The sequence below is a fragment of the Paenibacillus sp. FSL P4-0176 genome (genome assembly GCF_037975265.1).
In the GTDB taxonomy this organism is placed as follows: domain Bacteria; phylum Bacillota; class Bacilli; order Paenibacillales; family Paenibacillaceae; genus Paenibacillus; species Paenibacillus amylolyticus.
Window position 1 is genome coordinate 5,497,873 of record NZ_CP150242.1, and the last position, 21,810, is coordinate 5,519,682.

Consider the following 21,810-nt stretch of genomic DNA (forward strand, 5'->3'; position numbering starts at 1 on the left):
ATACTTTTAACAAAACAGCAAAAAGCCTTTCGGATTATATCTGAAAGGCTTTCACTCGTTTTAACTCTTAATTTCCCTCAAATATATTGTTATAAGATCAATCATTCAATCCTTTGCCCTCCAGGATCGGCTGCATGTACTTCTCGATTCGTGACACTTTTGTTTTGGATTGCTTCGGTTGTGAGAAATAATAGAGATATGCCCGCTGCCGTCCGGGTGTCAGTGCCTCAAATGCATCTCGGAAAGCAGGATTCTCATCGAATTGCTGTTGAAGTTCCTCGGGAACGCTATATTCGGCAGTTTTTTTCATTTCCACTTGCAGTCCGGCCTGTTCCACTTCAATCGCTTGCTGGATATAGGCTTTGATCATAGCCTCCTGCTCCACAATCTGCTCCAGACTGGTGAAGCGAAGCTGGCGTTCTGCCTGTACATTCTCCGTTTGCTGGACCAAAATGCCGTGTGTATCCTTCAGCAGAGCACCTTTGAAAAACAGAATGGCCACGTATTCTTTGAATCCATGGATTAAAACGATGTTTTTTCCATCCAGCATGTAACAAGGATGCATCCATTTCATATCCTCTGTCAGTTCAAAATCCCGAATAATCTCTCTCAGCTTTGTGGACTCTTCCTTCCACGTTTTGAGTTTCTTCAAATAACCGTCAACTTTGCGATTCCCACTTGTATCCGTCATGGAGAAATACCTCTCTTTATCTCATGTTCTTATAGGATCAATTGTACTGGTTTTCAGTGGATTGTACAGCGTTGCTTACAGAGCTTTTATTGACTTTTCTACTTGAATTTAAACCTTAATAGCAACAAAGACCATCTTGTTAGATGGCCTATCATTTAATCCAATCCCATCTAATAAGTTTCAATCGACAGTTTACCATACCCATAGTAAAATAATGGAATGTCTATTGCCATAATTCCAACATACGAAAGGATGATTTAAATGAGAGAGTACACAGTTGTTCCAGGTCCGAAAAATGTTCAAGTAAACCGAGGTGATACTCAGGCTGCTGTTAATTTATTTGCGGATATCATCAATCACAAAGCACAATCTGGATGGACCTATCAATCCATGGAGTCGCTATCCGTCACTGAGAAACCCGGTTGTCTCCAGCAACCTGTTACAACGCATCATTATATGCTGATTTTCTACAGAGAGATTTAATAATAGTACAACAATCATGAGAAACTCAGAATCTGAGGAACTGATATATAATAACATGCCATCCGAAGAAGAACTTATTAGACTCTTACATACACATCATGAAAAAAACGACCCTCGAAGCAGTTTCTATATAAGAACTCATGTTATTCCAGAAATCGATTGGTTGAAGTCTTTGCTTAACGTTACACTTGCATTATTCGCAGGTCTAATCATCTCTATGATATGTTTCTATCTCTTGAATCCATTCATTCCAGTATATGCTTTGCTGAGTGCCCAGATTGTTTTCATAGCAAGTATGTTATTCATAGTTCTACGACGTGTTAGAGCAATCCTGATATGGAGTATTAGAATTTATCAACGTTTTGCCCCCATTGAAGTGAGGAACAAATGTCGTTTTGAACCAAGCTGTTCTGTGTATATGATTCAAGCTATTGAGAAATACGGGGCGATTAAAGGTCTTTCCTTGGGCATTCATCGTCTTCGCAAATGTAATATCAACGGTGGAGGATATGATTATCCGTAACAGCAAAAGGTCCATAGACAATCTATGGGCCTTTTGCTTTGGTTAACATTTCTGGCTTAAGCTAATATCCAGTAGTGATAATGTCTCATTTTCCAACATGGAGGAAGCTATCATCATGAAGTCTTCAGCCCCAATTTCAAAATGACCTTTACGAAATGGAAACCCCCAATTGCGATTCCCGCGTGTAAAACTGAGTTGGTCTAACAACGTTGCGATCTTTACTTCTCGACACGGAAGATAACGAAGATCTCGGCGAAAGGGTACAAATGATTCCGACATCTGATATTGGTAGATCCTGTCGTCGGTAATTTGACCAATAGCAGTAAAAGCCTGAAGTGGCTTGCCAGTTGATATGTCTGTGCGTGGAGAATAGTATATCAGCCAATCACCCGCAGACATTTGTCGCAACAGCGCTGACTTGCCATGGCACAACTGCGCAAACCCTCCCTCTACCGCTACATTCACATGAGAAGCAGATACAACGCCAATCCAATATTTGCTGTCCTGATTTGGTTTCATGGATACATCCCATTCCCCTCTCTCGTTTACATTTCCAGATTCGATTTCAATCGATCCAATTGTAAAAAATGATGTCTGTAGTGCATCTCTATCAACAAAAACCACTCCTGAGCATTTAGAGCGCCAAGCCTTGGATGACGTATTTTGTTGTTTACGGACGCTTGGTATAAAAGGGATTCTGTACTCCTCATTCGTTTCACGACCATGTGAAGCCCATCAATCAAGGACTCCATGCTCTCGGATGGTTGCGGGGTATACTGCGGGGAAGCAGGAACCTTAATTGGAACGGGAGGGAATTGTCCTAATTCGAACACTCTCCTACCCAGTTCTGTTTTTTCCTCACCTGAATTTAACGTCGAATCCTCGCTGCTCAAACACTGCTCAATATTATGCAGATGCAAGAAAAGCGCTGATTGAATCAAATGTACATACATCTGTCCAATAGACCATTCCTCTTCACTTTGTTTTTTAAGTAAGCTACCCATATCCAATTTGTTCAGTTCTGCCAAATATCGTTCTACTGCCGTTTCAAATGATTTCAATACTTCCGTTGTACTTCTCATCCTTCAACCCACTCCTCTTGATCTGTGATATATCAAAGTATAAAAAAACACTACTGACAGGTGTATGTCAGTAGTGTTTTAAGATGTTTTTGGCTACTTCCTGCATTCGGAAGCGCAAAGACTCCGGCTCCAAGACCTCGATATCTCCACCCCAGCCAAGTAAATAATGCAAGATTTCTTCCGGGTAGCGGACACGAAAATGAAAAATGACACCTTCCTCTTGCTCCTCAAATGCATCCATATAAAAATGTAGGGCCTCCATAACTTTGTCAGCAATTTCAGGTTTTGCTCTGATTAATACTTGTTCGTTACGGTCGTCAGGAGGTCGATAACTGTTTAGATCAAAATCCGGTGGCAAAAGGAATTGATCCTCCAGCACGGAAAGTTCAGTCATCCGTGACAAACGAAAATGACGGATGTCTTGTCGCATATCACAACGTGCAATTAACATCCAATTCTCCTGAACCAGTGAGAGTCCGTAGGGTGAAACCTCACGCATATTATACCGATTGCCATCCGTTCCTGGCATTTTTTTCAGGTACATAAAACTGATTTTACGTTGCTCCAAAATGGCATTACGAATCTGGTTAAGGTATGTTTTCACCCGTGCTCGGGTTAAAGGTTCAACCGTATGAAGCAGTCGCATCGTTTCCCGAACACGTATTGATTCGTTTCGAACGGCTTCTGGTAAAATCGCTTCAATTTTTCGTTGAGCCGACTTAGCCTCCATCGCGTATTCTGTATCCAATCTCTGTTCGATAAAATCAGCTCCCATGAGCAGGGATACGGCTTCCTCTGCGGTGAAGCTTACCGGGGGCAGAAAATATCCTTCCATGAGGGAATACCCATGACCCGGAGCACCCATAATCGGAACACCAGCTTCGCTTAACGCCTGTATATCTCGATATATCGTACGTACACTTGTCTCAAATTGAGCAGCTAAATCTTCTGCTCGTAGCATCTTTCTTCGCTGCAATTCAAGCGTAATCGCAAGTTGCCGCTCCGTTTTGTTCATTTTCTAGCCCCCACCGTTTCATCATCCAAACCTAACTTATTCTAACACAGTAACTTGTCTTTTCGTTTCGTGAATTAAAGCAATGGCACGTCTCAAATATCATCCAAGATGAGATATTCTTAATCCCCAAAAAAACTGATACCCCAAAAGGATATCAGTTTTTTGTTTACTTTATATCTGCTCTATATACGGTTAATTCTCTTTGTTATTTCTTACACGTACATGGCCAGCAACAAGTTATAGATCATCGTCGCAGCTTCCGCTCGGGTCGTTTCACTTCCTGCACGAACCGTATGGTCCGTATATCCACTCACAATCTTGGCCTGCACCGCTGCATCCAGTGCTTCTTGTGCCCAAGATGGCGTCTGCGATGCATCGGTGAAACTTGGTTTAACGGAGGTATTACCGGACATTCCGGCTTGTGCATCTGAACTTACTTTCAGCGCATTCGCCATCATAACAGCCATCTCGGCACGGGTAATGGTCCGATCAGGCTTAAATGTGTTATCACCGTAGCCGTTCACAATTCCGGCTTGCACGGCTGCGGCAATATCACCTTTTGCCCAGTCTGGCAGACTACCTTGATCTGCAAATGTCAGATCCGACTCCACGGACTTCAATGCCAGCGCCTTACTGAGCAACGTAACAAACTCTGCCCGTGTGATCTTCTTCGATGGTTGGAACGTACCATCTGTGTAGCCTTGAATCACGTTCATGCCCAACAAACGATCTGCGTAGTCGGAAGCCCAGTGTCCATTCAGGTCAGACAGATTCACCGGTGTGTAACTGGACACAACGAATGTACCCAGATGATTAACATTGGCCGTTATGCTTCCTGCTGCATTCATCTTGCCACCGATAAATACCCAGCTCTGACGAGCTTCATTATAGTAATAGATTGCAGGTTGGGTGCCATTAGGCAGCACTGCCGAATCCACATTCAGGCTCAATGCCGCCTGATCATTCAACGTTCTTCCGCCACTGCGGCTAATCTGTACAGCTTGTCCAAGTACATTCAGGGAAGCTGTATTCTGCAACTTGTCCTTGGTAACCACAGACACTTGCAGCGTATCCTTGGAACCAATGGCTCCCGATGGAACATTGAATTGCACGATGTCTTTCAAACCCGTTTGGACCGGCTGATTCACTTCCACCTCTACCTTCACTTCAGTGGATGAATCTGACCCCGTTTCCGGGTTCGTTGGTGTGGTTGGAACGGTAGGCGTTGTTGGTACACTTGGTGTACTTCCTCCAGAATTCCCACCAGAGTTGCCTCCATTACCTCCACCTGAACCCCCGCCGCCATTGCCTGAGCGGGCTTGTACAGTCACGGTACGGATAACTTCCTGTGCCGCATTACCAGCGATATCCTTCACGTTATACCGAAGGGTGTAGATCCCTGCTGCTTGTGTGTTCACCGTGCCATCCACCTGCACGGAACCACGGATGCCGACATTATCAGAAGCCTGTGCTCCAGGCTCGTTGTACGTATCTCCTACGTTCAGCGTCATCTGGCTGCTACCTTGCAGGGTGATGACGGGAATCTCACGGTCTATTTTAATGACCAGAGGTAAAGTATACGTTTGTTCCAGATCGTCTGTTGCTCGGAATAAAAGGTTGTGCTCTCCCGGCTCCGTTACCTCCAAAGGTGTATTCTCTGTATAAAGTTCATACGTCTGCCCTCCATCACGGGACAACTCGATAATTGCGGAAGTAGCAGGCGCGTATACTGCGCTGGTTACACTAACCGTTACGGACTGGTTCGTCCATGTATCCGTGTGATACGGCTGGCCGTCAGCGGTAGTCATGTTGCTTTTTAATACCAGCGCCTGATTATTCTTGCCTTCCACAATGACAGTGAACGTTTTGGGTTGTGACTCCGTGCCACGTTGCACGGTTGCCGTCAGTTCCAATCGCTCATTATTGTCCGGTTGCGTTAGCAGCTTGCCCTCGTTATTCATTAGTTCCGGGTTGGAGCTGGACCAGCTAATCGTTGCACCATGCTTCCCTTCAACAGGAAGGGTAAGATCGGAATGGACCGCGTTCAGATCGCCCAGATCGATTGCTTGAAGTGTATCGGTTACCGCCTGTGCATCACTGTAAGGTGTGGCACTCATGAAGATTGGGTTGGAGTAGAACCACAGATCGCGATAGTTGCTATCGTTAATTTGATTAAAACGGGTCGTTGCATCAGCTGTCGTATTTTTCGGATCAAGTTGTGGTTCACCATTTACAGTCTCACCTGTCACGTTCATCCCCAGATTCGTACCGCGCAGGCGGAAATACTTGTCCTGGTCTGTGGCTTTGATCTTGGTTGTGATGACATTATAGCCTTCGGCATCTGTCGTCCAATCGTTGGATGTGAAGGTAGCCAGTACTTTGGTAGAGTCGTTGGTGTCTTTATTATATGCGGCTGTACCCTTCTGGGCCTTGGCTGTCACATCCCCAGCGATGAGATCAACGTGATCCACCACGGGTACTTGTCCAGCGGACGTACCACTGTTGATTGGATTTTCATAGTTGTTGCTCGTCGTTGGACTCTTGAAGCGAATCTTCAGCTCTACTTCATCGCCTTGAGTCACATTAAGGTCTCCGCCCATCTCAACCTGAGCACCCGCTCCGGAAGCTGTAAAGTCCAGTGCGTTGATCAGGTCGCCGAATACGGAAAATGATTTTCCCGAACGCAGTCCATTCAGAACAGCCTGCATACCTGTACCCTCAACCCACGAATAGGTCTTAGCATATTCGCCAGGAAAATAACCACTGGAATTCGTGCCAATCGTCTTGAAGTGGTAATCCGAATTGCCATAGTTCCAGAAGTGACGTCCTTCTCCCAGCAATGCATCCCATAGCCCGCCAACCTTGGCAACCATATAGTCTACACCGCCGTATGTACGGTATTTGTATCCATCATCTGCGGTCGGATTAGCTACATTGTAGCTTGTGTTGTACCCTCCACGATCCGGTTCCATCTGGTTACCCAACATGCCTTCGATACCAAATACCACTTGTGGAGCCAGATCGTTGAACTCACGGAAGTCCGCGATGGTATATTTGTTTTTGCCGCGTGAAGGATGGTTGATCATCGCATAACTTGTCATTGGATAGTTCGTTGCGAGCCAATTGATAGCGGTTAAGGCATCCTGATGAGACGTGTAAGCACGCCCTCCGTTCTGATCCCATTTTGTTACGTCAGCTGCATTAAACAGATTCGCTGCGCGATTCGTGAAGCGGTACTCGAATTCCTTGGCAGCGTTCAGCGCTTCGGTTGAGTTCGGCTCATCCGTAAGAATCCCCACCCCAACGTGTTCATGTGTTGGCATGTCCCATTCGAAACCGGAGAAGATCGTTTTCCCTGCGTATTTGCCCGCATCCTGAAGGGCCTTGATCTGTGGTACCTGATATTCATTCATCCCTTGGGACATGGGTATTGGTCCACCCGAAATGTCGTTCCCGTTGTGATCTCGCTTGGATAACCGCAAATGATCCGTAAGCGCGATCCAGTCCAGTCCATATTTTGTTAGACCCGCATCGAGTACGTCCTCCAGTGAAACCTGTGCATCATCAGACTCAAACGTATGTACATGCAAATCTCCCGTTTGCCAAGAACCTGTTGCCGAGCTGTTGATTGATGTGTTATCCCCCGCATCTGCATACGTTATCGCAGTAGGGAAAGCCCCCATGACCATCCCTGTAGCCAAGGGTATAAGTGTAAGCATAGCGAGCATTTTCTTGCCTTTATTAATGAACAAAATCATCCCACCACCCGTTCTGAGTTGTTGTGTCGGGAGTAAATATAAGAGACTTTTGGGGGCAGGGTCAACGGCCTGGAAGTATGTATTTAAAATTTTACATATACCTGCATTCTTTCATATTCCCTTAAAGGTTTTTCTAACTTATCCTAACGAAGTTATACTCTATACTGCTCCATATTGGGGGAGTGAATCTAGGGATAACGCTGCAAATAGGAGGTGATACAAAATTCAGAGATTGTTCACGATTCAGGAAAGTTCCACCACTGCTGTGGATCATTAGGAGGAGAATTGGTGTAGGCGAAATGATGAAGTGGAGAAGATAGTGGGTTTTGTAAAAAAAATCAGGGTTACGTATACGCTGAGCATAGAAAAAAAGCACCCACGAACTACAGGCATAATATGCCCTGAAGCCGCAGGTACTTTGGATTGAGCAGGATTTTGTATCAGCCTTTACATCTTTACTTTTGTGAACTGGGGACGAGTTGTTTGTGAAATCCGACCTATCTCCACTTTATAATTAAACTGGAAAAATACGATATATAAACCGATAATGTTGAAGATAGCTAACAACGCAAAGATCATTATTCATTGAAGGAGTTGCACATTTTTGAAAAGATTCTATCTAGGTTTTGGATTAACGATCACCATTATCATTGTACTATTATCAAGCTCTACTCCAACAGAAGCAGCATCGAAGAAAGTAACCTTAAAATTGTCAGATGGAGCGACGTACTATGGTGAAGTTTTAAACGGGAAACCTCATGGTAAAGGAACCGCGAGATGGGGAAAAACCGAAGTTTACTCTGGAGATTGGGTGAGTGGTACACGGCAAGGAAAAGGCAAGTATACATATACATTAGTTGAAGGTGGAGGTGTCCCCTTTGAGGATTACAATGAATCTAATATGGGCCATGGAACAGGTGAATTCACTACAAAAACCTACACCGGATCATGGATTAATGATACATATCATGGTAAAGGAAAAGAAATTACGCAATGGTTAGAAGTACAGTATCTTACTTCTGATGGCAAGGTTTACCCTGTACATGACCGTTACAACAACACCATTAACGATGGAACATTCAATCAGGGCAAGATGTCTCAGGGATATTACGCAATCCACTCTTCAGATACTGTCTCACTAGGATATACTGATCATACAACTACGATTACTCTCAAAAATGATTATTTCAACGAAAAGTTAACCGGGGATAAGGACTTTTTTGACACGATTATCAATTATAACAAGAAACACGGTTCTTCAGAAAAATATATCGGGATTAAACCATCCGAATTCTCCAAAGGCACATTAACTAGTGGCAAATTCACGGGGGTTACGCATCTAATCGATTATAGTGATTCAGTTAGTTATTCTAAGCAAGTCATAATGAACGATAACGTATTAAAAGAGAATCACATAACATCTACAGCCTTTCATAAAGATCGCAAGAAGACCATTAATGAATTCCTGCAAGCTATTAAGCCCTATTCAGTCAAAATCAATACCATCTCTGACGAGATTATGTCATTAAAAGACATTAACTATGAGCAAATGATTCCCTAGGTAGTGGAGGTCACAAAATGAGAAAAAAGCGATGGATTGTTAGTATAGTCATTTTAATTATCATACTTTTCATGAGCGAATTGATGATTTTGTCCTCAGGAAAGGTTGGCGTTCTCAACATAACGCAGAGAGTCATTTCAGGTGCACCTCATGTTATCGTTGAAGGGCAGACACTGTCTTACCAAGGTAAGGTTCATTGGGAGGATATCCAAAGTAGTATCGAAGAATATTCCGTAAGCGATGAAGGAACGGTCTTGTATAAAGCACTAGGCACCCCTGTCCCACCACCTTGGATATATGTGAGAAAAGGAAACCATCAGGGTTTCCGATATAAAATCCCGCAGCTTCCCTGGAAACTATAAAATGATCTGAGAACTTCACGAGCGGGCATCATCAGATGTCCGCTTGTGCTATGAATTTGTAGTCTACCTCGCTCAATGGTGACATCTCCTATGGTTCAGGTATCAAATACAATCCACACTATTGTTCCTCTCACTTTTCTTCCAATCCATTAAACTGCCTGAGCATGGCGGTGAAACGCTCCAGTTCCTTATCATCCCATCTGGATATACGGTTATAAAAAGCTGACTCCTTCTCCTTGAGCGCACCAACCGTCGATTGTTGACCAAGTTCCGTAAGAGATAGTAACACCCCGCGCCGATCCTTGGGGTCTTGCTCTTTGCTAACATATCCCGACTTTTCAAGTTGTTTGATTAATCGGCTGACCGAGCTGCGGTCCATTGCATTTGCTTCTGCCAAAGCCGCGGCGCTTGTTGGGCCATAGGAGTAGAGCCACCGTACCAGTTGAAAAGCGGCAGGTTGCAGGTTCGCATCAAAACGCTCGGCAGACCGAACGTTAAGCGCATGCGATGCACTGATCAGTGCATGAATCTGCTCACCCAGCGCTAGCTCCAGGGTTGCTCTATCTTTGGTTTTGACTGGATTTTCACTCATTATTGTTAACTCCCTCTCCCTGAAACATGAAAGTAGACTCTTGAAATATAGTTGACAAATATCAATTAATATTTATAGTTGATTTATATCCATTATATAATTCCGAATCTATTCGTGTCAAAAGGAGATCTTCTTATGAAAACTAAACATCCCATTATTGTAATTACCGGAGCAACAAGCGGTTTAGGGCAGCTTGCTGCCATGGAACTCGCCAAACGCGGGACACATCTTATACTTACAGCCCGAAGCAAGGAACGTGCCGAGGCTACCAGGTACAAAATTAAGGAAATCATGCCTTCTGCCAAAATCGAATTTTTCTATGGAGACTTGTCCTTACTGAGTGAAGTAAAACGTATTGGGCTTGAGATTGCAGCCGCTTATCCGCGTATAGACGTACTTTTGAATAATGCCGGACTTCATGCTTTTGAACAGCGAGTCACGTCCGAAGGATATGCCGAGATGATAGCCGTCAACTATTTGGCGCCTTGGCTATTAACGCACACCTTGCAATCTTCCCTGATTCAATCCGGCCATGCCCGAGTCGTCAATGTTGCATCTGAAGCTTCGCGGAATCATGGCACACTGGTGTTGCCAGATGACTTAACGGATATCACTCCTTTTACTGCACGCGGTTCCTCTCCAATCTATGGCAAAACCAAACTGCTCAATATTATGTTTACTGGGGAACTAGCCAGACAATGGCGTGGAACCAGAATTCGCGTAAATGCCTTGAATCCTGGCTTTAATGTTACGGGTCTTGGACGAGAGCTATGGTTTGCAAGTGTGCTTGAACGCATGTTAACCTTTTTGCACATCGGCGACCCGCGCCGGGGTGCGGATATCATTACTAGGTTGGCTGTGGATTCGAAGTATGGCGAGGTATCAGGAGGATATTTTAATGTGGGAACTGGAGCATCTATTGTTCCTATACATCCTGGCGGAGATGAGGGCATGCAAAACAGACTGTGGATCGTTACGAAACAACTGATGAAAGATCACGGCGTGCTGGATTAATTGAACAAGAACAGGGGTGTTCCATAAGCCATAAACACAGCTAGGAACACCCCCTCCTTTTTTCAGTAATTAGATTGCTGCAAATACCTTGTCAAAACCTGCTTTCGTCTTAGCGAACAGTTCACTTGAACTTAGATTCGATGCCGGTGCCAGTACTTCCTGAGCCACCACACCATTGTAGCCAATCGCCTGCAGGTTTCTCAGAAACCCACTCAGATCAATGACCCCTTCGCCGGGATACAAACGCTCATAATCCAATAATTCTTCCACAGGCAGATCATAAGCATCGTTGATATGCACATGAACAATCTGCTCTTTCTTCAACTTCAACAGATCTTCCATCGGTAAACCATTTGTTTGCCAGTGATAGGAATCTACCAGTAAACCTACGTTAGGCGCATGGATCGTCTCGATCCAGTCCAGCGTATCTTCCACACGCCAGATAAACGGATTCTTCCATTGCGTCCGCAAATGGTGGCAGCCAACAAACTCCAGCCCTAATCGAATGCCGTAAGCGTCCAAGATATCTGCGCAAAGTCTCAAGCGTTTCGTAGCCGCTGCCATAAATTGCGCTGCCGGTTGATCCGTTGAGGGTAAAATATACGTGCAACAGCTGTAACAGTCCAACGAAGCAGAAGCTTCTGCCATAGCGACCAACGATTGCAATCCCTCACGGAATTGCTCATCTGTCGTCCGCCACTCTACCGTCAGACCCGATGAACCGATGATCACCTGATTACTCTCTAGCAGATGTTGTGCCTGTTCCTTGCCATACGTTTCAATCAATGAGAGCGGATTCAAATCTACAGATCCGAATCCGTGCTTGGCCGCATCTATGATATATTGTTCATCAGACTCGAGATTGCCCAGTCCCGCATTCGTTAACCCTCTAATCATCCCAATTTCCTCCTGTGACTCGTCTGGAATTGCTGCTTGTGTATCATTTTCTTTATCATTTTATAATAGCAGTACTCTCCGAAAAAGAAACCATCAAAAAAGAGCCGCAACAACGTTATATTGACGTCCTTACCGCTCTATCTTTTTTATCTTACACTCTCTAACGTATACCGGTTACGCGGAATCTCAAGACCCAGATTCTCCCTTAGCATCTCATGTTCATACTCCGTACGGAACAGCCCTCGTTCTTGCAGAACCGGAACAACTAGCTCCACGAAATCTTCCAAGCCATTGGGTACCACGGTACGAACATTGAATCCGTCTGCCGCTTCGCCTTCAAACCATTCCTGAATCTGATCTGCGATCTGATCCGGTGTACCAATGAACGATGTACGCGGGGTAGATGCCAGCAATGCCACTTGGCGCAAGGTCAGCCCCTGTTCTCTTGCCTGCTGCTTGATCTTGTCCGTTGTACTGCGGAAGCTGTTGCTGCCAATCTCCCCAATCTCGGGAAAAGGTTCGTCCAGCGCGTGCTGGGAGAAGTCATAATGATCGAAGTAACGTCCCAGATAATTCAACGCCTGATCAATATTCACCAGTTCGGCAATTTCCTGATATTTCTGCTCCGCCTCTTCCGCTGTTCTACCCACAATGGGGCCGATGCCCGGGAAGATCAGGATATCCTCTGCCTTGCGTCCATAAGCCACCGCACTTGCTTTCACATCGCGGTAGAACTCCTTAGCTTCCTCCAGTGTCTCATGTCCCGTGTAGACGGCATCTGCCGATCGGGCGGCCAGATCTTTACCAGATTCAGATGAGCCCGCTTGGAAAATGACCGGATGACCCTGCTTCGAACGCCCCACATTAAGCGGACCCTGCACCGAGAAGTGTGTTCCCTTGTGATTCAACGTATGTAACTTGGCAGGATCGAAAAATACGCCCTGTTCCTTGTCTCCAACAAAGGCATCGTCTTCCCAGGAATCCCAAAGGCCTTTGACCACATTCAGATGTTCTTCCGCAATTTCGTAGCGTAGCGCATGGTTCGGATGTTCGCCTTTGCCAAAGTTCAGTGCCGAACCTTCCAGAGGCGAAGTAACCACATTCCATCCGGCTCTCCCACCGCTTAATTGATCCAACGAGGCAAATTGCCGCGCAACCGTGAAGGGTTCACTATAGGAAGTAGACAATGTAGCAACCAGCCCGATGTGGGAAGTTGCCCCGGCGAGTGCGGACAGAAGCGTGAGAGGTTCGAAGCGATTGAGAAAATGAGGATTGGACTTCTCGTTGATGAAGAGGCCATCTGCAATAAAGAGCAGATCAAACTTCCCTTTTTCCGCGATACGCACCTGCTTCTTGTAGAACTCCAGACTAACGCTCGCGTTAATGGGAATATCCGGGTGACGCCAAAAGGAAATGCTGTTACCCACTCCGTTCAGATTAGCTCCCAACTTCAATTGTCGTTGCGACATATATATTCCTCCCTATGTTGTGGTGATGACACTGCCCAAGCCGCTCCAAGCAATACAATGCCTGTGAAGAGAAAAATAAACGGAATGCCGAACCATCCACCGAGAAAACCACCGATTAACGGTCCAAGTACAATACCGAACTGACTCGCCGTCTGACTCAGACTGACAGCCCTCCCACGAAAATCGTGATCAGCATACTTGATGATCAGCGCATTAAACGCCGGATAGACTGCGGCAAAGAACAAACCATAAACAAATCGCAGGCTGCCAAAATAAATCAGATTATTTGCTGTCATTTGCAGCAGACTGCCAATTCCGCCGCCAATCAGACCAATAAACAGTGTTTTCTCGTATCCGATTCTTCCACCAATCTTCCCCCAGCGCGGCCCCATAATGACGGTTGCCACACCAATCGCCGAGAAGACAATCCCTGCACTAAGTGTTGCACTGCCAACATCTCCGCCAATCTGGACCACATAGAGCGTCAGCACCGGTTCGATGATGAGCACAGAGGTCGAGACTAAGAGAATCAAACCGTAGATTCGCATCAAACCCGGCGTGGAAGCCGCTCTTTTCAAATCCCCTATGATCTTCGTTGGAACGATCGTACGAGCTTGTCGTGACTCCTTAACACCGAGGACCATCATAGCCGCGAGTAATGTAATAATAGCCGATGCAATGAAACATCCCCGCAGTCCGATCCAGTGACTCAACACACCACCGGCCAGAGGACCAAGAATCCCGCCCGCAGCGCTGGCCGTGGAGATCACACCAAGTGCATAACCCACCTGTTTCTCTGGGGTATTGGTACCGATCAGTGTAATCGAGGCGGGATGAAAACCAGCCATGAGTCCCTGAAAGATCCTCACCGCGATAAACGTATATGGATCGTAAACAAAGAAGTTAGCCAGATGTGCAATACCTAGCCCCACTCCTGAACGGACGAGCATCAGTTTGCTGCCATATTTATCAGCCAGCGATCCCCAGAAAGGTGCGCATAATCCACTGATCAGAAAGCTGATGGAGATCGAAATCCCGGACCAAGCTTCCAGGCCACTCTGGATACCTAGATCATTTTGCAGGAATATAGGAAAGAACGGGACGGACAGCGAGTAGGCCATATGATTGAAAAACAGGCCGAACCACAGAATATACAGATTTCTCTTCCATTGTGGCATCTTGGCATTCTCCATACTATATAATTCCTATATAAAAAGTAGGTTATTATCCATATTAGGGTAACGTCATCGGAAAGTATAATAGAAAAGTTCAATAGACCCATTCAAGAATTAAATGAATGGGTCTACTACGTATGGTAATCGTACTATTCCTTCAATTGGACCGACATAAATACATCGACCTCATCTTCACTGTCCAATATAAATCCAAATCGTTCATACAATCGCCGAGCAGGGCTTCCCTGCAAAACATTTAAAATAACACGTTTCCCCTGAACTTCATCCTGTTCCAGCAGCATGTTCAGTACATGAGTTCCTATTCTCTGGCCTTGATAATCGGGATGTATGTAGAAATGTTCCAATAGATATGCCTCAGACTTGGGCTTCAACGCTACACAACCTACCATTGAACCCTCCACTTCAATAATCTGTGTCTGGGCAGGATTGAATGTATTCCGGAAACGTTCACGCACCTTCACATCATCGTACCTTCCCAGTCTGGTTAGATCATCGTATAATACCAAGGCTCGCAAATCAGCGAGTTGCTCTTGGTCTGCCTGTACAGCTTGACGCATTGTTATTGGGTTCATTTGTTGAATTCCTTTCCAGTGGAGAAACGTTAGTTTTTGAATGTCTTATCCCACGATAGGGATAGGACACTAAAAATCATACCTTTCACAACTCACTTGAGCAACATCAGATTTTAGAACGCACTATATTTTTCAAACCTATTGAACTCCTCAAAAAAATAAAAAAGCCCAAAAAGGACGGTGCAGTCTTGCTTATACCAATAAGCGAACCCGCAGCCATCCCTTCTGGGATGTAGATTATTTTAGAGAACTATGAAACATGTGAAGCTTGTGCTGCATGTTGCAATGCTTCCAGACCCAATGCTAGCGCACCACACAAGCCTGCATGCTGGCCCAATCCGGGCTGCACAATATATTGGTCGATATGTTGCGTGATTGGGGCTGCATTTACATAACCATTGAGATTCCGCACTACCTGCTCCCGGATCATAGGAAACAGATGATCTTGCTGCATCACACCACCGCCCAGGATGATCTTCTGCGGCGAATGAAGCAAGATGGCCGTTGTAATCGACTCCGCAATGTAAAAGGACTCAATCTCCCACGCCGGATGATCCGCCGGCAGTTCACTGCCAGGGATCTGCCAACGGGCTTCAATGGCTGGACCTGCTGCCATACCCTCCAGACAATCGCCATGATATGGGCATAATCCGGCAAAGTGATCGTCTGGATGGCGTCTTGTCCGAATATGTCCACCCTCGGGATGTAACAATCCGTGTACTCGTTGGCCCCCTGCCACAAGTCCGACACCAACTCCTGTACCAATCGTGTAATATACACAGTTGTCCAGTCCTTGCGCCGCTCCCCACGTCACTTCACCGAGCGCTGCAGCATTCACATCCGTATCCCATCCAAAAGGAACCGGAAATTCATGCTTCAAGGTTCCAACCACATTACAGTTTTCCCACCCAGGCTTAGGTGTGGTCGTAATATAACCATAGGTGGGACTATCCGGTTGCAGATCAATCGGACCAAAGGAGCCGACCCCTATGGCTTCCACATCTTTATCCCTGAAATAGTCGATCACCTTGGCAAGAGTGGTCTCCGGATGTTCTGTTGGAAAGCTGATCCGATCTTCAATCTGTCCATGTTCATTACCTACACCACATACAAACTTTGTTCCGCCCGCTTCTATGGCTCCAATGCGCATCATTCTGGGCTCCTTTCCTTCATTACAATTAACCTTTAGCCTTGGTTGATGATATCTCATAGATATGAAGTGAAGAGAAGACCAGATCTGTATTTTCGGCATGAGCAGAGATGCCTTGGCAATCCGCATCCGGATAGATCAGATCCGTAATAACCGCCTGACCATCATTTGCAAATACCTCCACAGATGAATGATCTACAAAGATACGCAAACTTTGATTTCCGTTCACTTCTTTTAACTCAGCTGTATGACGGCTCAGGAAAAGTTCATGAAAATTGCCTATGCCCGATCGACTACGATCAACGTACACTTCACTTCGGATCAAGTCTACACCAACGACCGTCTCGTGATCTGCGCCGCTTCTTAGTGCAAAATGGAACGTCTGATCCTGAGTCCACTCTGCATGGATCTCATAGTTCACTAGTTGCAAAGCGTCCAACTGCTCACTCACTTCCCGAATCGAAGCATCCTGTAGGGACAATACTGGCGTACGGGCTTGCTCAAGTTCACGTGCAGGACGTTGAATCAATATAACTTCTCCCGCTCTTGTCTCCAGTGTCAACTCACGGGCAATGGTCATTGCTCCACGGTAATCATTGGTTGGCGTCTGGTTGGCATACATCCAGTTGCTCATCCAGCCGATAATGAGGCGTCTTCCATCTTCCTCAGGAACGTCAGACCAACTAACTCCTGCGTAGTTATCCCGACCATAATCAATCCAGCGAACCGTATGGGAGGCCTCATCTGGAACAAATGTACTTCCATCAAAATCTCCGGTAAAATATTGCGTTCTGGACCCTTCTATGAATGCAGGATCTGCACCGATGCTAACAAGCATCACCCATTTCACCTGCCCTGAATCTCCATCCACTGCAAGCGGGAACAGGTCCGGGCATTCCCACACGCCATCGTGTGAACCGATCCCTTCGCCAAATTCACTTCCTAACGTCCAATCCTTCAGATTGGGAGAACGATACAGACATACCGTTTGACCACAAGCGATAATCATAACCCACTCCTTGGTCTGCTCATGCCAGAACACTTTGGGATCACGGAAATCAACAAAGGACTCATGCTTTAATACCGGATTACCCTCGTACTTGGTCCAGGTTCTGCCGTTGTCTTTGCTATACGCCAGACTCTGGGTTTGTATGGCATCTTGGTTTTTAACTTCAAGATGATGGGTGAAAATAGCAACCAATCCTGGCTCACCCTCAAAGAATCCGCTCGTATTATTCCAATCCACTACGGCGCTTCCCGAGAATATAGTGCCATTCTCATCGGGGAGTAAAGCTATCGGAAGTTCCTCCCAGGAGATCAGGTCCCTGCTCACTGCATGGCCCCAATGCATGGGGCCCCATGTGGTTCCATGTGGGTGATGCTGATAGAACAAGTGATACTCCCCATTGAAAAACACCATGCCGTTCGGGTCGTTCATCCACTTCTCTTTTGGTGAAAAATGGTATTCATTTCTGTAATCTTGTTTAAGAATTGTCGACATTATGGTTTCTCCTCCGTACTTTTCTTTATTTGTTATTACGGTCATATCCCGCTTGTTTAATCTGTAGCCATTCTTGCAATCCAAGGCGATCCAACTCTTTCAAGTAAGCATCCCATTCCTGATCTATTTTCCCGTTCTGATACCATTCTGTACGCAGACGTAACACGTAGGCGAAGAGATCGGTCTCAATCGTGGACAAGCGATCCAGTTCATCAATGGAGAAGAACACACTTGGATATACGTTCTCCGCTTTCATATGCGGAACCATAACCTTGTCGAGAAGTTCCATCCGCCAAGCCGCATCTTCCGGTTTGGTTGTGTATTTGTCATAATAACTGTCGAGTATGGCCAATGGTCCGGCGATACTGGTTTTTTGTCTGAGTTCAACTGGTGCAGAGCCCTCCAGCGGAAGATGTTTCAGCATCCCTTTGGCTTCATCGAATTCAAAAATATTTTGCTGACTCTCGTCTCCATAAGTACCCCAGTTGTTCTGCACAGATTGGAGCGGATCGTACAGTTGGTCTACCCACTTCGCTGTAGATTCCAGGTTTTTATTGCTGCTGGTAATGACCATGCGACCACGATCAAGTCCTATTCCGTTTGTTCTTGTGACATTGACCTCTCCGTTAGGCCCGGCAACCGGAGGCAGAACATCATACGTATCATTCATGCCTGTAATGTTAGCCTTATCCCATGTGAAGTACATGCCGTACTTATTATCCTTGCCTTTCGCCAGGTACGTGTTCCAATCCTGTTGGTACGATTCGACATCCACGAGGCCTTCCTTAACCAACTCATGAATGTATTTAACCGCTTCCTTGTAGCCTTCATCAGCTGCCGTGAAGACCACTTTCCCATCATTGGTTACCACGGTATGATCCCAGTTCTCTCCGAGTCCAAATGCCGCAAAGAGAAATGTCAGATCTTCTCCGCCCGGTTTGTTAATGAAAGATAACGGAATTTCGTCGGCCTTACCGTTGCCGTTTGGATCTTGAGTTTTGAACGCGATCAATACTTCTTTCAGTTCTTCGGTTGTCGTTGGCATCTTCAGTCCAAGCTTGTTCAACCATTCCACATTAATCCAAGGCAAGTTATCCACTGCCTGAATTCGTTGTTTGCCACTTCCGAGTTCTTCAATCCATGGGAATGAGTAAATATGTCCGTCTGGAGCCGTGATCATGCTCTTGTATTCGGGAGCTTCCTCCAGCACCTTTTTCAGATTGGGCATGTGTTGTTCAATCATGTCCTCTAGTGGAATGATCGCCCCGTCCTTCGCCAGTTTCAGGAGATCATAGTCCCCGTAACCTGCATCAAAAATGGCATCCGGCAAATCACCGCTGGCGACCGCCAGATTTCTTTTTTCTGCAAACACATCACTCGTATAGTTCTTCCAGTTGATATGCACATTGGTTTTCTCTTCGAGTCGCTTGTTAATCAGCTTGTCGTTTGGATCAGCGGGAGCCAGCGGAGAGCTCTGTGTTATAAAATTCAATGTCACCTTGCCATCAGGGGATTGCGCCTCACTTGCCGCGCCGCCGCCTCCACCTCCGCCACAGGCGGTTAAAAAGAGCATTGCAGATAACATGGAAATGGATGCCGTTGTAACGGCTTTTCTGGATTTGTTCACTTTTTTCATAATAATGACCTCCATGAGTTGGATTGGATCAACTTACTGTATCGCAGGCTGTTCACTATTTGAGGGAACCGACCATGACACCTTTTTCGAAATACTTCTGGAAGAACGGATACATGATGATGAGTGGCAGACTCGAAATGACAATCGCTGAGTATTTAATCATCTCGGAGAGCCGTTTCAGTTCTGCCATCGCGAGCTGATCACTGATCATGCCCGGTGCAGCCTGATTCTGAATCAGAATGGAACGCAGAACGAGCTGTAACGGATGCAGGTTCGGATTATCGAGATAGATCATTGCATCAAAATAGGAATTCCATTGCCCAACGAACGCATAAAGTGCGAGTACAAAAATGATCGGTTTCGACAACGGAATGACGATCTGGAAGAAAATCTTCATCTCAGAGGCGCCATCCACGTTTGCAGCTTCTTTCAGTTCTCGAGGGACTCCTTTGAAAAAGGTTCTGGAGAGAATGATGTTCCAGACGTTAACGGCTCCAGGGATGATGATCGCCCACACCGTATCCAGCATGCCGAGATTACGTATGAGTAGATAAGTAGGGATTAATCCCCCGCCGAAGAACATGGTAATGATAAAGATAATCATGAAAAACCCACGTCCCGCGAGCCTATCATCCGACAATGCATAACCTGCAAATATGGATACAGTCACGGTGATCAGTGCAAAGGAAACCGAATACAATACAGCATTTGCAAACCCCCGGATCATGGCTGGATTGGACAAAATCATCTGATATCCGTCCAGACTCCAGTCCGATACATTAAAGGACAGTCCACGATTCAGTAACACCGTGGGGTCCATGAATGAGGCGATAACAATATAAATCAGGGGAACAACCACAACCAGTACAGCACAGGTGAGAAAGATAGCATTGAGTGTGAGGATCAACCGATCCATTCCCGTGTGTTTAACAACCATGGATAATACTCCTTTCCTAATAGAGGCCTTCGCCTTCATTCAATTTCTTCACAATCAGATTCACCGTCACCAGCAAAATCACATTGATAACCGAGTTGAACAATCCAACTGCCGCAGAATAAGCGTAATCTCCAGACTGTAACCCCACCTTGTAGACATACGTGGCAATAATCTCGGAGGACGGCAGGTTCATGGACGTCTGCATCAGATAGGCCTTCTCAAATCCAATGGACATAATCCCGCCAGCTGCAAGAATAAAGACGATGGCCATAATTGGACGAATCGTTGGAAGGTCAATGTGGCGAATACGCTGAAGGAGATTGGCTCCATCCAGATTAGCCGCATTGTGAAGCTCCGGATCAACATTGGCCAAAGCCGCGACGTATATGATGGAAGCCCAGCCCGCTCCGGTCCAGATATCGGACAAAATGTAGATCCAGCGGAAATATTCCGGTTCAGACATGAACATGATCGGCTGACCTGTAATCCATGTGGCTAATTGATTAATTGGCCCTGTCGGTGAGAGGAAGATGAACAGCATACCCACAACCACAACAACCGAGATGAAATTGGGTGCGTACAGAAACAATTGAATATTTTTCTTGATGCCAGCTTTGCGTACCTGATTCAGCATGAGTGCCAGTAAAATGGGCACCGGGAAACTGAATATCAATCCCAAAAAGCTGAGTTTAAGCGTATTCATTAAAATGATATCGAAATTGGGTGAAGCTATAAATTTCTCAAAATGCTTCAGTCCTACCCAATCACTACCCATGATGCCTTTGATCGGACTGAAATCCTTAAACGCAATGATGGCTCCGTACATCGGAATGTACTTGAAGATAAGAGTCAAAATTAAGGCTGGTGCAAGCAACATATATAAAAAGTAATTTTTTTTGAGCTGCTGTAACCTATGACCGCTTGTCGTCCTCACTTTCAGTACCCTTCCTTCGCCCTTTTTGCTGTCGGCTATGTTATCCAACACGATACCCCCGTTCATTCTAGAAGTTGACAATTGTTTTCAGTAAGGGCTTTCAATATTTACAATTGCCTATTTGATAATTTACAATTTATCAGGTTTCAACGGATTTAGTCAATACGTTTTGTAAAAAAATATTTGTGCATTTGATCATTTCATCTTTGCATTAATGTAACTAAAGAGGACTAAATTTGCATATATACAGCACTGAATCGTTAATACCCGCATAGATTTTTCTATATCATGACTGGAATAGATTATTATTGTTACACTAATTAACAAAACTTCTGGAACAATTATGAAAATAGAATTCGACTATCTAAATGTAAATGTAATTGTGCATTTGTAAAACAGAGATTGCTATTTGTCCCGTTCTATTATACATTTGACTT

At 45.4% G+C, this 21,810-nt stretch carries 20 protein-coding genes; 5 read left to right on the forward strand and 15 right to left on the reverse strand.

Features of this window, described 5'->3' with window-relative positions:
• Positions 1 to 97: 97 nt before the first annotated feature.
• A complete protein-coding gene (locus MKY95_RS25465) occupies positions 98 to 691 on the reverse strand; it encodes a YdeI family protein (RefSeq protein WP_315370892.1) in 594 nt (197 codons plus the stop codon).
• A gap of 261 nt (positions 692 to 952) precedes the next feature.
• On the opposite strand from MKY95_RS25465, the gene MKY95_RS25470 reads away from it, so the two are divergent.
• Positions 953 to 1,174, forward strand: coding sequence for a hypothetical protein (locus tag MKY95_RS25470; protein WP_036617217.1), 222 nt, complete (start codon positions 953 to 955; stop codon positions 1,172 to 1,174).
• Between the two features lie 295 nt (positions 1,175 to 1,469).
• Positions 1,470 to 1,697: a membrane protein insertion efficiency factor YidD gene (gene yidD, locus MKY95_RS25475; RefSeq protein ID WP_036617551.1), complete on the forward strand. Its 228-nt coding sequence runs from the start codon at positions 1,470 to 1,472 to the stop codon at positions 1,695 to 1,697.
• Between the two features lie 42 nt (positions 1,698 to 1,739).
• On the opposite strand, the gene MKY95_RS25480 is transcribed toward yidD, so the two are convergent.
• The 4 genes from MKY95_RS25480 to MKY95_RS25495 all read right to left on the reverse strand — a co-directional run bounded on the left by MKY95_RS25480 (position 1,740) and on the right by MKY95_RS25495 (position 7,546).
• A complete protein-coding gene (locus MKY95_RS25480) occupies positions 1,740 to 2,216 on the reverse strand; it encodes an EVE domain-containing protein (RefSeq protein ID WP_036617214.1) in 477 nt (158 codons plus the stop codon).
• Between the two features lie 26 nt (positions 2,217 to 2,242).
• A complete protein-coding gene (locus tag MKY95_RS25485; RefSeq protein WP_036617212.1) occupies positions 2,243 to 2,779 on the reverse strand; it encodes a DinB family protein in 537 nt (178 codons plus the stop codon).
• Positions 2,780 to 2,846: 67 nt separating this feature from the next.
• Positions 2,847 to 3,794, reverse strand: coding sequence for a YafY family protein (locus MKY95_RS25490; protein ID WP_036617209.1), 948 nt, complete (start codon positions 3,792 to 3,794; stop codon positions 2,847 to 2,849).
• A gap of 212 nt (positions 3,795 to 4,006) precedes the next feature.
• Positions 4,007 to 7,546 (reverse strand): S-layer homology domain-containing protein, encoded by a 3,540-nt coding sequence (locus tag MKY95_RS25495; protein WP_339195027.1) that lies wholly within the window; start codon positions 7,544 to 7,546, stop codon positions 4,007 to 4,009.
• 610 nt (positions 7,547 to 8,156) lie between these two features.
• On the opposite strand from MKY95_RS25495, the gene MKY95_RS25500 reads away from it, so the two are divergent.
• The gene (locus MKY95_RS25500; protein WP_036617206.1) at positions 8,157 to 9,113 is read left to right on the forward strand and encodes a hypothetical protein; all 957 of its coding nucleotides are present in this window, start codon (positions 8,157 to 8,159) and stop codon (positions 9,111 to 9,113) included.
• Positions 9,114 to 9,130: 17 nt separating this feature from the next.
• Positions 9,131 to 9,475 (forward strand): hypothetical protein, encoded by a 345-nt coding sequence (locus MKY95_RS25505; RefSeq protein WP_036617205.1) that lies wholly within the window; start codon positions 9,131 to 9,133, stop codon positions 9,473 to 9,475.
• Positions 9,476 to 9,605: 130 nt separating this feature from the next.
• On the opposite strand, the gene MKY95_RS25510 is transcribed toward MKY95_RS25505, so the two are convergent.
• On the reverse strand, positions 9,606 to 10,067 hold the full coding sequence (locus tag MKY95_RS25510) for a MarR family transcriptional regulator (RefSeq protein ID WP_036617203.1): 462 nt from the start codon (positions 10,065 to 10,067) through the stop codon (positions 9,606 to 9,608).
• 135 nt (positions 10,068 to 10,202) lie between these two features.
• Between MKY95_RS25510 and MKY95_RS25515 the strand changes: the two genes are divergently transcribed.
• The gene (locus MKY95_RS25515) at positions 10,203 to 11,081 is read left to right on the forward strand and encodes an SDR family NAD(P)-dependent oxidoreductase (protein WP_036617200.1); all 879 of its coding nucleotides are present in this window, start codon (positions 10,203 to 10,205) and stop codon (positions 11,079 to 11,081) included.
• Positions 11,082 to 11,150: 69 nt separating this feature from the next.
• Here the strand turns inward: MKY95_RS25515 and MKY95_RS25520 are convergent, their stop codons facing one another.
• The 9 genes from MKY95_RS25520 to MKY95_RS25560 form a co-directional block, all read right to left on the reverse strand.
• Entirely contained in the window at positions 11,151 to 11,978 is an 828-nt protein-coding gene (locus tag MKY95_RS25520; RefSeq protein WP_036617197.1) for a sugar phosphate isomerase/epimerase family protein, read from the reverse strand.
• A 146-nt stretch (positions 11,979 to 12,124) separates the two neighbouring features.
• Positions 12,125 to 13,447: an LLM class flavin-dependent oxidoreductase gene (locus MKY95_RS25525; RefSeq protein WP_036617193.1), complete on the reverse strand. Its 1,323-nt coding sequence runs from the start codon at positions 13,445 to 13,447 to the stop codon at positions 12,125 to 12,127.
• Positions 13,429 to 14,625 (reverse strand): MFS transporter, encoded by a 1,197-nt coding sequence (locus MKY95_RS25530; RefSeq protein WP_339195031.1) that lies wholly within the window; start codon positions 14,623 to 14,625, stop codon positions 13,429 to 13,431. Before MKY95_RS25530 ends, MKY95_RS25525 begins: the two co-directional genes overlap by 19 nt.
• A 146-nt stretch (positions 14,626 to 14,771) precedes the next feature.
• Positions 14,772 to 15,215, reverse strand: a complete 444-nt coding sequence (locus MKY95_RS25535; RefSeq protein ID WP_036617185.1) for a GNAT family N-acetyltransferase — start codon at positions 15,213 to 15,215, stop codon at positions 14,772 to 14,774.
• A 250-nt stretch (positions 15,216 to 15,465) separates the two neighbouring features.
• A complete protein-coding gene (locus MKY95_RS25540; RefSeq protein ID WP_339200047.1) occupies positions 15,466 to 16,365 on the reverse strand; it encodes an ROK family protein in 900 nt (299 codons plus the stop codon).
• 28 nt (positions 16,366 to 16,393) lie between these two features.
• Positions 16,394 to 17,866, reverse strand: coding sequence for a glycoside hydrolase family 32 protein (locus tag MKY95_RS25545; RefSeq protein WP_036617179.1), 1,473 nt, complete (start codon positions 17,864 to 17,866; stop codon positions 16,394 to 16,396).
• Between the two features lie 25 nt (positions 17,867 to 17,891).
• Entirely contained in the window at positions 17,892 to 19,502 is a 1,611-nt protein-coding gene (locus MKY95_RS25550; protein ID WP_155985154.1) for an ABC transporter substrate-binding protein, read from the reverse strand.
• 55 nt (positions 19,503 to 19,557) lie between these two features.
• On the reverse strand, positions 19,558 to 20,439 hold the full coding sequence (locus MKY95_RS25555; RefSeq protein ID WP_036617174.1) for a carbohydrate ABC transporter permease: 882 nt from the start codon (positions 20,437 to 20,439) through the stop codon (positions 19,558 to 19,560).
• A gap of 16 nt (positions 20,440 to 20,455) precedes the next feature.
• Positions 20,456 to 21,316: an ABC transporter permease subunit gene (locus MKY95_RS25560; protein ID WP_223200008.1), complete on the reverse strand. Its 861-nt coding sequence runs from the start codon at positions 21,314 to 21,316 to the stop codon at positions 20,456 to 20,458.
• Positions 21,317 to 21,810 lie beyond the last annotated feature (494 nt).